This window comes from Paenibacillus sp. NRS-1760, assembly GCF_050467785.1.
GTDB lineage: Bacteria > Bacillota > Bacilli > Paenibacillales > Paenibacillaceae > Pristimantibacillus.
The window spans coordinates 106155-117612 of sequence record NZ_JBITPK010000016.1 but is presented as its reverse complement, the minus strand read 5'-3'; the positions used below and the strand labels follow the sequence as shown (position 1 = coordinate 117612).

Annotated in this window: 10 protein-coding genes and 1 other annotated feature; of the genes, 1 reads left to right on the top strand and 9 read right to left on the bottom strand. The window is 46.0% G+C overall.

Annotation, left to right across the window (positions count from 1 at the left end; translation table 11 throughout):
• Positions 1–55: 55 nt before the first annotated feature.
• From ACIFSR_RS25140 to lspA, 6 genes are all read right to left on the bottom strand, one after another.
• Positions 56–1342 carry a dihydroorotase gene (locus ACIFSR_RS25140; protein ID WP_339208741.1) on the bottom strand — a complete coding sequence of 429 codons (1287 nt, stop codon included), beginning with the start codon at positions 1340–1342 and terminating at the stop codon, positions 56–58.
• 40 nt (positions 1343–1382) lie between these two features.
• A complete protein-coding gene (locus tag ACIFSR_RS25135; RefSeq protein ID WP_076268183.1) occupies positions 1383–2282 on the bottom strand; it encodes an aspartate carbamoyltransferase catalytic subunit in 900 nt (299 codons plus the stop codon).
• On the bottom strand, positions 2279–2854 hold the full coding sequence (gene pyrR / locus ACIFSR_RS25130; protein WP_076268182.1) for a bifunctional pyr operon transcriptional regulator/uracil phosphoribosyltransferase PyrR: 576 nt from the start codon (positions 2852–2854) through the stop codon (positions 2279–2281). Before pyrR ends, ACIFSR_RS25135 begins: the two co-directional genes overlap by 4 nt.
• Before the next feature lie 339 nt (positions 2855–3193).
• Positions 3194–4429, bottom strand: coding sequence for an LL-diaminopimelate aminotransferase (locus tag ACIFSR_RS25125; protein ID WP_339208739.1), 1236 nt, complete (start codon positions 4427–4429; stop codon positions 3194–3196).
• A 112-nt stretch (positions 4430–4541) separates the two neighbouring features.
• Positions 4542–5480 carry an RluA family pseudouridine synthase gene (locus ACIFSR_RS25120; protein ID WP_339208738.1) on the bottom strand — a complete coding sequence of 313 codons (939 nt, stop codon included), beginning with the start codon at positions 5478–5480 and terminating at the stop codon, positions 4542–4544.
• Positions 5461–5982: a signal peptidase II gene (lspA, locus tag ACIFSR_RS25115; protein WP_339208737.1), complete on the bottom strand. Its 522-nt coding sequence runs from the start codon at positions 5980–5982 to the stop codon at positions 5461–5463. Before lspA ends, ACIFSR_RS25120 begins: the two co-directional genes overlap by 20 nt.
• 228 nt (positions 5983–6210) lie before the next feature.
• Here lspA and ACIFSR_RS25110 point away from each other — a divergent pair, with 228 nt between their 5' ends.
• Entirely contained in the window at positions 6211–6942 is a 732-nt protein-coding gene (locus tag ACIFSR_RS25110; RefSeq protein WP_339208735.1) for a TraR/DksA C4-type zinc finger protein, read from the top strand.
• On the opposite strand, the gene ACIFSR_RS25105 is transcribed toward ACIFSR_RS25110, so the two are convergent.
• The 3 genes from ACIFSR_RS25105 to ACIFSR_RS25095 all read right to left on the bottom strand — a co-directional run bounded on the left by ACIFSR_RS25105 (position 6943) and on the right by ACIFSR_RS25095 (position 11450).
• Entirely contained in the window at positions 6943–7281 is a 339-nt protein-coding gene (locus ACIFSR_RS25105) for a DUF5665 domain-containing protein (RefSeq protein WP_256710892.1), read from the bottom strand.
• A 145-nt stretch (positions 7282–7426) separates the two neighbouring features.
• Positions 7427–10525 carry an isoleucine--tRNA ligase gene (gene ileS, locus ACIFSR_RS25100; RefSeq protein WP_430060844.1) on the bottom strand — a complete coding sequence of 1033 codons (3099 nt, stop codon included), beginning with the start codon at positions 10523–10525 and terminating at the stop codon, positions 7427–7429.
• 46 nt (positions 10526–10571) lie between these two features.
• Positions 10572–10873 (bottom strand) — a binding site (T-box leader).
• A 79-nt stretch (positions 10874–10952) separates the two neighbouring features.
• Positions 10953–11450, bottom strand: coding sequence for a DivIVA domain-containing protein (locus ACIFSR_RS25095; protein ID WP_076268175.1), 498 nt, complete (start codon positions 11448–11450; stop codon positions 10953–10955).
• Between the last annotated feature and the right edge of the window lie 8 nt (positions 11451–11458).

The following is an 11458-nucleotide window of genomic DNA, read 5'->3' as shown; positions in this document are numbered from 1 at the left end:
TCACTCCTCAGGTGTTGATTGTCCCCATATATTGGCTTTAGTTAGTAAAAGTTATTTATTCTGACCAAACAACTGCGCCTTCAACGATCGTCGTTACAGGCCAGCCGCTAAGCTTCCAGCCGCCGAATGGCGTGTTGTTGCTTTTGGATGCGAATGTGCTCGGATCAACCGAACGCTCGTTGTCCAAATCAACGATTGTAATATCAGCAGGAGCGCCTTGCTCTAAACGCCCCGTTGGAAGCCGGAAAACACGTGCCGGATCCGCAGTCATGCGCTGCAGCAGGAAGCCAAGCGTCCACTTGCCGGTTTGAACAAATTTTGTGTACAAGAGCGGGAAAGCAGTCTCGAAGCCAACGATGCCAAAAGGTGCAAGTTGAACGCCGCGAGCTTTCTCTTCCGCGCTATGCGGTGCATGATCCGTAACGACCATATCGATCGTTCCGTCTTCAATCGCCTCGATAACCGCTTGAACGTCACGCGGCGTACGAAGCGGAGGATTCATTTTCCAATTTGCATCATCAAGGCCCGGAATATCCTCATCAGAAAGCAGCAAGTGATGCGGGCAAACCTCAGCAGTTACGCGAACTCCGATTTGCTTAGCTAGGCGAATTAACCGTACCGATTGCTCAGTGCTAACGTGGCATACATGATAATGAACGCCCGTCGCTTCCGCCAATAGAACGTCTCTGCCTACATGAATCGCTTCGGATTCATTTGGGATAGCTTTCAAGCCGTGCTTGCGGGAAAACTCGCCTTCCGATGCCCAAGCGCCTTCAACCAATGAATCATCTTCGCAGTGAGCGATGATCGGCATATCCATGGAATGAGCAAGCGCCATCGCGTTTTTCATCATTTGCGCGTTCTGGACACCTACACCGTCATCCGTAAAGCCAATTGCACCCGCTTCTTTTAATGAAGCAAAATCCGTCAACTCGCGGCCAAGCTCGTTTTTAGTGATGGATGCGTATGGCAATACTTTGACAACGCCGACTTGAGCCGCCTTGTTCGTAATGTAGCGTACCGTTTCAGCAGTATCCGTTACAGGACGAGTGTTGGGCATACATGCAATCGTTGTAAATCCGCCTTTTGCCGCAGAGCGTGTGCCTGTTGCGATATCTTCTTTATATTCAAAGCCCGGATCGCGCAAATGAACGTGCATATCGATAAAGCCTGGCGATACCAGCTTGCCCTTTGCATCAATGACTTCTGCGCTTCCTGTATCTACTGTCTCGGAACCGTCTATAATAGCTTCGATCTTGTTATTTTCAATCCGAATATGCTTACTTTCTAAGCTGCCCGAAGTTTCATTCCATACGTTACCGTTTATAATCCATAATGACATTGTCGTTTCACCCTCCGGATTTAGGTCTATGTTGCTAAAGTTAGCTGAGCGCACGCTCTACTACCGCCATGCGGATAGGAACCCCGTTTTCCATTTGCGGGAAAATGCGAGATTGTGGATGCTCAACCAGTTCATCGTCTATTTCTACGTTGCGGTTGATTGGAGCAGGATGCATAATGATCGCGTGATTAGCCAGCTTGCTGGCTCTCTCTACCGTCAAGCCGTAATGTTCGCGGTAACTTTCAGCAGAGTTCAGCATTCCGCTTTCATGGCGTTCCAGCTGGACGCGCAGCATCATGACAACATCTGATTTTAAAGCTTCATCTATAGAGACATAAGAGACGTCAAGTTCAGAAGCTTGCATATTTGGCGGTGAGCAAAAGTTCACATTAACTCCGAATTTTTGCAAAGCCCATAGATTCGATCTTGCAACGCGGCTATGCAGCACATCTCCAACAATCGAGACCGTTAAGCCTTTGAGTTGTCCAAAATGCTTGCGCATCGTATACATATCCAGCAGCGCTTGTGTCGGGTGCTCGTTATTGCCATCGCCGGCATTAATGAGGGGCACCTTGATCTTCGTTGCCAGTTCTGCAAGAACGCCGATCGGCTTTAAGCGAATGATGCCAACGTCAATTCCCATTGACTCAAGTGTGCGTACTGTATCGTAGATTGACTCGCCCTTTTGTACACTTGAAACCGCAGCGGAGAAATTCAGCACTTCTGTACCTAGTCGTTTCTCTGCTACTTCAAATGAAAAGCGAGTACGCGTGCTGTTCTCGAAAAACATATTGGCTGCAAATCTGCCTTGCATCGTCGTGTGCACTTTGTTTGAATGATTCTCCCAATAAGCAGCACGATCTAGTATCGATTCAATCTCTTCTTGGCTTAAATCTTTTAATCCGAGCAAACTCCGTTGTTTAAGCTGTGTGATGGTCATCCGGCTTGCCCCCTCTGATTAATAATGGTCACTTGGTCGATTTGATCGATTTCGGTAAGAGCCACATCGATTTGCTCTTGTTTAGAGCTTGGGACGTTCTTGCCTACAAAATCTGGTCGAATCGGCAGTTCGCGATGCCCTCTGTCTACAAGGACGGCGAGCTGAATGCTTTGCGGCCGTCCGCAATCCATAAGCGCATCCATTGCAGCGCGAATCGTGCGGCCCGTGTACAATACGTCATCGAACAAAATAATGCGTTTGTCCTGAACCGTAAAGGGTACGCCGTCGGTATCGCCAATTGCTGCTGCTATTTCCATGTCTGCAGATATGATTGCTTTGCGATCATCACGGTATTGAGTAATATCAAGCTCGCTCACAGGAACAGGCTTTCCTTCAATTTCACCGATACGCTCTGCAATTCGCCGAGCAAGGTAGATCCCTCTTGTGCGAATGCCTACAATCACACAGTTGTCGATTCCCTTGTTCTTCTCCACAATTTCATGAGCAATTCGCGTTAATGCGCGGCGAATCGCCGTTTCATCCATGATGACTAAATGCTCTTCTTCCGTCATTTCCGCTGACTCCTTCCATAACCGTCCAAAACTGCCAGGTTGCGACAAAAAGCTCCTTGCGAATTTCGCAAGGAGCTTGTGATAAGGCTTAAAGAGATAGGTGCAAGCAAGCAGAGCTCTCGTCACAGAAAGCAGTGCATAAAGCTGTCCTATTCTTCTCTTCTATAGACCTGTTATTCACGCTACCTTGCCAGCCTCTCGGGACTGAGTTAAAGGTACTGATGTATATCATAGGAATTATCCCACGTTCGACAATAGATGTCAAGTAAAAACGAATATTTCCGCTTCAACTTAGTGTGGACCAATCCTGATAAACTATGCAAGGATAGCGATTATAGGTTACAGGCTTAATTTACGAATTCTTTCAACTGCTTTTTGAGTATTCTCAAGGCTTCCGAATGCTGTAAGGCGGAAATAGCCTTGACCGCTTTGACCGAAGCCTACACCTGGCGTTCCAACGATGTTTGCTTCTGTAAGAAGCTTATCGAAGAATGACCACGAATCCATGCCGTTCGGTGTTTTCAGCCAAATATAAGGTGCGTTTACTCCGCCAAATACCTCAAGTCCGATGGACGCAAGGCCGTCACGGATAATTGCTGCATTTTTCATGTAGTAGTCAACCAAAGATTTGATTTGCGCTTTGCCCTCTTCTGAATAGATAGCAGCTGCTCCACGTTGTGTAACGTATGATACGCCGTTAAACTTCGTCGTATGGCGGCGATTCCACAAATCATTGATCAACACTTCATTGCCTGAAGCATCAAGACCTTTCAGCTCGCGCGGCACAACTGTGTAGGCACAGCGAACACCAGTAAAACCTGCTGTTTTGGAGAAGCTGCGGAATTCGATGGCTACTTCACGCGCGCCTTCGATTTCGTAAATGCTGTGCGGAACATCTTCTTCCTGAATAAATGCTTCGTATGCGGAGTCATAAAGAATGATGCAGTTGTTTGCTTTCGCATAGTCAACCCATACTTTAAGCTCTTCTTTCGTAAGCGTCATGCCAGTTGGATTGTTCGGATAGCACAAGTAAATAATGTCTACTTTACGATCAGGAAGGCTAGGCTTGAAATCATTTTCAGCTGTACACTCCAAATACGCAATGTTCTCATAGCGCTTAGTATCTTGATTGTATTTGCCAGAGCGGCCAGCCATGACGTTCGTATCGACGTAGACTGGATAAACCGGATCTTGTACCGCAACGATACTGTTCTCGCTGAAAATTTCTTGTATATTGCCGACATCGCATTTGGAACCATCACTTACAAACACTTCATTTGTTGCAATGTCAATGCCGCGTGCTTTATAGTCATTTTCGATAATTGCATTTATTAGAAAATCGTAGCCTTGCTCAGGTCCGTATCCACGGAATGAACCTGGAGCTGCAAGCTCGTCCACTGCACTGTGCATAGCATTCAGAACCGAATCCGGCAAACCGCGCGTAACATCACCAATTCCTAAGCTGATAATTTCAGCATTTGGATTTTCTTGAATGAATTTAGTACGGCGTTTTGCAATTTCAGAAAACAAGTAGCTGCCTTGCAGCTCCAAGTAATTTTGGTTAATGGAAGTCATTTCACGTCACCTATCCTTATATTCATTTACTTCAGTTGTTATTGATTAGAATAACGTACTTATGTGCTTGAAATAATGAATAATGTGGTGAAAAGTTTGCACTATTGCACTATTACCTTGAACGCAAGCTGCTTAATACATTTTCGAAGTCTGCCGGCAAAGGCATTTCGAACTCAAGCCGCTCGCCGCTGCGCGGATGTGTAAAGCCAAGCAGCGTAGCATGCAAAGCTTGTCCTTTTAAGGCTACAGTCTTGTTGCGGCCGTAAACCGGATCTCCCGCAAGCGGATGACCGATATATTTCATATGCACACGAATTTGATGGGTACGTCCCGTCTCTAGCTGAAGCTCTACAATCGTGTAATCGCCTAAGCGCTCCAATACGTGAAAATGGGTTACTGCATGTCTGCTATTGTGCTCGGTTACCGTAAAGAGCTTCCTGTCATTCAGGTCACGTCCGATAGGCGCATCAATTGTACCTTGGTCATGCGGCAAATTGCCGTGCACAAGTGCGATATATTTACGCGTTACCGTATGTTCCTTAAGCTGCTCAGCAAGCGAGACATGCGCCAGATCATTTTTGGCAGCCATCAGCAACCCTGTTGTGTCCTTATCTATGCGGTGAACAATGCCTGGACGGATCATGCCGTTAATGCCGGACAAGTCCTTGCAGTGATACATCAGCGCATTTACAAGCGTGCCTGAAGAATGACCAGGTGCAGGATGAACAACCATACCGCGCTTTTTATTAATAACAATCAAGTCTGAATCCTCATAAATAACTTCAAGCGGGATGTTCTCAGGGACAATGGCTGCCTCTTCAGGCTCTGGGATAATCAGAACGACACGATTGCCCTCTGCTACCTTCAGATTCGCTTTTGCCACTTTGTTATCGACCTGTACGGCCCCTGCTTTAATCCATTCTTGAACCTGCGTTCGGGACACGCCTTGATCGTCAATACTGTCTGTTACAAACTTATCTACTCGTTCACCGGATTGCTCCGCCTCTACGATCCATTCCAACGATTCTTCATTATACAGGTTGCTGCTCATGATTGTTTTGATCCTTGTCCTCTCCATTTTGCAAACGTTTCTTGTCATCTCTAGCCGATAACAAGGTGTCAATTAGAATTAATGCTACACCACAGACAATCGCTGAATCCGCTACGTTGAATATTGGGAAGCCATAGCTGCCGAAGTTAAACTGAAGAAAGTCGACAACCTCACCATAACGCGCGCGATCGAGAAAGTTGCCAATAGCGCCGCCAAGAACTAGTCCGAGTCCTATTAGCAGCCAAGGCTTAGCTGATTTTCTCGATGCCTGTATGTACCAAATGATACCCAAAACAATGATAACGGTAATAATGATAAAAAACAGTCTTTGCTCTTGCAAGATGCCAAATGCAGCACCGCGATTTCGATGCGAAGTGATGAGAAAAAAATTACCGATAATGCTAATTTGATCCCCTATCTCCAATTTTGTCTCAATTAATTTCTTTGTTACAAAATCAAGGACTAACACTAATACCGCTACCCAGTAATAATAAAAACGCATCGAATCACTCCTAATTTTTTGTAAAGCAGCGTTTCCATTCAAAAGCACTTCAGGCTAGATGTGAAAAGCCAGCGCATTTCTGAAAGTTTGCTAATCAATTGTAGCATACGGAGCTAAATAAGAGCCAGCGCCCGCCTGCTGTTCTTCCATTGAAGACCATACTGAAAAACCGTATTTCAGCAAAAGCTAATACTGCAATTATGTTCCCTGCTAAGGAGGGTGCTCAAAATGACAAAGCCAAACACTGCTCATATTCAGCTGCTGCAAGCCAGATTGTTGGACGAGCAGCGCGAAATTGAAAAACGTTTCTCAGAAAACGATCATTACGGCTTAGCAAATTCGTTGCGTGACACTACCGGAGAACTATCCACAATCGATAATCATCCAGGTGATGTTGCTACTGAGCTTTATGAACGCGAGAAAGATGTAGCCCTTCATGAACAAGAGGAATTGCATCTGAATCGCATTGAGGCAGCGCTAACCGCGATTGCTGATGGAACATACGGCATTTGTAAAACATGCAATGAACCTATTCCGCTTGAGCGTTTGGATGCCGTGCCTGATACGCTTTACTGCATTGAACATGCGCCAAGACAACAATTATCCCTGCGCAGGCCGGTTGAAGAATTATTTCTCGATCCTCCCTTTGGTCGAACCAGCATGGATGAGCATGATTCCTACAACGGCTTTGATGGCGAGGATGCTTGGCAAATTGTTGAGCAATGGGGCAATGCTGATTCACCTGCCACATCTGAGAATCGAGATGTTGCCGATTACGAGCATGTAGGCATTGAAGCTTTCGAGAATGACGGCTTCGTTGAATCCATTGAAAGCTTTCTTGCGACCGACATTACAGGGCGTCATGTGTCCGTAATCCGCAACCGAGAGTATAAAAACTACTTGGAGTCGGATGAAGGCGATCATGGATTAGAAGCTGATCTTGAGGATCAACGCTTATAATCAATAAACTTTTCCTTCGAGCTGGATTTGGACAATTCGGACAATGTCTGCAATATAGTCGCCGATTATCGGTAAGTTTAGCGCTCCTAATATACGCAGAACATAAAGAATGGTCGCAGCAAAAAAGGTAAAACCAATCGCGATTCCTACACCTCTGGCTGTACCAGCCAGCAGATTTTTCCAAATCATTGTCCATGGTCTGTTTAACAGATCAATGTAGTCCGCTATTTGGGTATGCTCCATTTCGGTAGCAATAGTTTGCAGTCGTTTATCAAGCTTGCTTAACGAGGTTTGTAACTCGTTCAAATTTTTCGGCTGTTCCGGGTTATTTGTATTCATACGAGGCATCCCCTTTGTCAAACAATAAAACGAGGCCTGACCTGCCGGACATTGCTAGCATTGCGACTATTCAGTCGTTTGCTGCAGCTGTCGGAAGGCGACGGCCTCGTTTTTTTCGCTTGTTAATTTCCTTTATACTATAACCTTATCCGCGGATGAAAATCCCTATTTCTTTTTCGCCAAGCACAACTTTCTCCATCCCCGGCTCATCACCATAAGCGACGGTTTGAACAAGCACGTTGTCTTGAAGCACTTGTGCGAACGCATCCAGCGCCGCTTTGAGCTCTGCATCAACATCAAGTACTAGATCGATACGCTTCTCAATCGGCAGATCGAGCTTTTTGCGTGTATCCTGAACGGCGCGAATCACTTCACGAACCCAGCCCTCTTGCTCAAGCTCAGCTGTAATATCCGTATTCAGCGCTACAGTAACACCGTTGCCAGATGCAGATGCGAAACCTGACTTCGCTTGCTTCTCAACCAACAGCTCATCAACAGTGATCGACAGCTGTTCGCCTTCTGCACTTGTGAAGTCGAAGCTTCCGCCATTTACGATGCTACGAGTCTGTTCTGCTGATAGTCCTTTTAGCTGACCTTGAATAGGTCCAACGTTTTTACCGTATTTTTTACCGGCAACTTTAAGATTCAGCTTAAGGGTGAAATCAACAAAACCACTGTCTGAATTTTGTACGGTAATAGCTTTTACATTTATTTCATCCTTCACGATATCCTCGTAGTCTGCTACGTTGAAATCACGATCAAGCGATACGATTAGCTCCGACAAAGGCTGGCGCGTTTTGATTCCTGTTTCGTTCCGAACGTTGCGAGCAAGCTCAACGATTTGTTTTGCACTTTCCATATCGCGCTCCAAAGTCTCATCAATTAGCGTTTCATCCGCTTTCGGATAATCAGCCAAATGAACGCTGCCTGCTCCGCCAAGGTTTCCGAATACATCCTCTGCAAGCAAAGGTGCGTATGGTGCGATTAAACGCGAGAGAGTAAGCAGTACGCTGCGCAAAGTTTGATAAGCGGCTAATTTATCAGCTGTAAGCCCGCTTCCCCAGAAGCGATCACGTGAACGGCGGATATACCAGTTGCTCAGCTCGTCAACGAACACTTCAATCGATTTAGCTGGATTTAGGAAATCATTTACTTCAAGACCCTTGTTCACTGTATTAATCAAGCTGTTCAGACGTGAAATGATCCAGCGATCCAGCTTGTTGTCTGATTTGATTTCTTCATGAGCTGTGTAGTCAAAGCCATCGATTGAAGCATACAACGCGAAAAACGCATGTGTATTTACGATGGTATCAATGACTTTGGATTTGGCTTCGCCAACGATGCCTCGTGAAAAGCGCTTGCTGTTCCAAGGTGCGCTGTCTGATAGTAAAGCCCAGCGGAACGCATCCGTTCCATATTCATTGATGATTTCCCAAGGATCGATAACATTACCCTTCGATTTGGACATTTTTTGCCCATTCTCATCCAAAATATGGCCAGTTGAGATAACCGCTTTATATGGCGCTTTGCCATTGTACAACGTAGATACTGCAAGCAAGCTGTAGAACCAGCCGCGTGTTTGGTCAATACCTTCACAGATCATATCTGCTGGATACTGCTCAGCGAATTGCTGCTCATTCTCAAACGGGTGATGATGCTGAGCGAATGGCATCGAACCGCTGTCAAACCATACATCGATAACCTCAGGTGTACGCGTCATTTCAGCACCCTCAGCGAAAGGTGATTTCAGCTTAATATCATCCACATACGGTTTATGAAGCTCAATGTCCTCTGGCACATCGCCAATCGCCATCGCACGCAGATCAGCAATACTGCTTGGTGAATACTCCTTGCCTGTTACATCGCAGACCCAAACGTTAAGCGGCGTACCCCAGTAACGGTTGCGGCTGATGTTCCAATCCACCAAATCCTCCAAAAACTTACCAAAGCGCCCTTCACGGATGTGGCCAGGATACCAATCAACGCTGTTGTTGTTGGCGATCAACTGATCCTTAACCGCTGTTGTTTTAATAAACCAGCTTTCCATCGCATAGTAGATGAGCGGCGTTTTGCAGCGCCAGCAGAATGGATAGCTATGCTCGTAGCGCTCCTTCGAGTAAAGAAGACCGCGTTCACTAAGGTTCTTGACGATGTCAATATCAAGCTCAGCGTCTTTCACGAAACGTCCTGCAAAGTCAGTAACCTCTGACGTATAGCGACCAGCCAAATCAACAACACTCAGCATGCTGATTCCGTTGTCGCGTGAAACTCGGTAGTCATCCTCACCATGTGCTGGCGCGATATGAACGATACCCGTACCGCTAGTGTCGCTAACGAAATCGCCTGCAATAACGACGTGGCCTTTTTCTAGGGCAACGTATTGGAATGGCGGCTCGTAGCTAAGACCAACAAGCTCAGCGCCTTTCAATACGGATAGAACTTCATAATCTTCTTTAAGAACGCTCTCCGCTAGATTTTGAGCAACGATATACACTTCACCGTTTTTGGAAGCACGGATATAATCAAGCTCCGGATTTACGGCTAACGCCACATTTGCAGGAAGCGTCCACGGCGTAGTTGTCCAAGCGAGAACGAATTCTCCCGACTCCACTAGCTTAAACTTCGCTGTTGCGCTTAGATCCTTAACATCCTCATAACCTTGAGCAACCTCATGCGAGCTAAGCGTCGTTTGACAATCCGGGCAATAAGGACTTACGCGATGACCGCGGTACAGCAGTCCTTTTCCGTGGATTGACGATAAAATATGCCAAACACTCTCGATGTACTCGTTTTTAAGCGTGATGTATGGATTGTCTAAATCCGTCCAATACGCGATGCCTTCTGTCAGCTCACGCCACTGCTTCTCATATTCAAATACGCTGTCTTTGCATTTTTTCACAAACTTCTCTACACCGTATTCTTCGATTTCCTGCTTGCCGGAGATGCCTAGCTGCTTCTCAACTCCAAGCTCAACCGGTAGACCATGCGTATCCCATCCTGCTTTACGGATAACACGGTATCCTGCCATTGTTTTGTAGCGGCAAATAAAATCTTTAATTACGCGGCCAAGTACATGACCGATATGTGGTGCTCCATTAGCGGTAGGCGGCCCTTCATAAAATACAAAATTCGGCTTGCCTTCCCGGTTTGCTATTGATTTTTTAAACGTTTCATCTGTTTTCCATTGCTCCAGCACTCGCAGCTCACGGTTGCGGGCACGTTCCTTAACGTCTACGCGTTGCATCGCTTCAGCCTCCTAATTTAAACAAAAATAAAGCCTCATCCCTATGAGAAGGGACGAGGCTTAGTCGCGTTACCACCCTTGTTCCGCACTGCTGCTGAAATCCAGCAACAAGTTAATGAGAGCAGACAGCTACGTTCAGCTGTGCTTCATGCGGCACCTTAGTCGCGAACATAATATTCGCGTTCCCTGTAACGGGGGACAGCCGTCAGCACTTACTGCTGCATACGCAGGTTCAGCACCGCTTCTCAGAGAGGATATTCCGCAATAGCTCACACACCGGGCTTTCAGCTGCCGCCGGCTCTCTGAGGAGTGAACTCAAAACGTACTTGTTCTCATCAACGAAGTTTAGATCATCAATTAATTACTATTAGTTATAGCGTAACAACAGGCCAAATGTCAAATGGCATTTCGCCTGTTTATAAAAAAACTAGCCGCGAGTCAATTCATGCTCGGTTTGTCTTACATGCGGCTCCAACGTATCCCAACCATCTACGGAAAGCAGTTCAAGCTGAGCTTCTACAAGTGTACGGAAACGAGCACGGTATACGGAAGCTTGTTTTTTAAGCTCTTCCACCTCAAGAGAAACCTTGCGAGACTTGGCAAGTGAATCATTGATAATTCGATCAGCGTTTTTCTCTGATTCCTTAATAATCAACTGTGCTTCTTTCTTCGCGTTGTTTCTTACTTCATCGGCTGCTTCTTGTGCAACTATAATCGTTTTGCTAAGCGTTTCTTCGATATTCGTAAAATGATTCAATCTTTCCTGCAAGCCTAATACTTGGTTTTGCATTTCTTTATTTTCACGAATGAGCGATTCATAGTCTTTGATGACCTGATCTAGAAATTCATTAACTTCATCCTCATCGTAGCCACGCAATCTCCGACCAAACTCTTTGTTATGTATGTCCAATGGCGATAACGGCATTGGGGCAC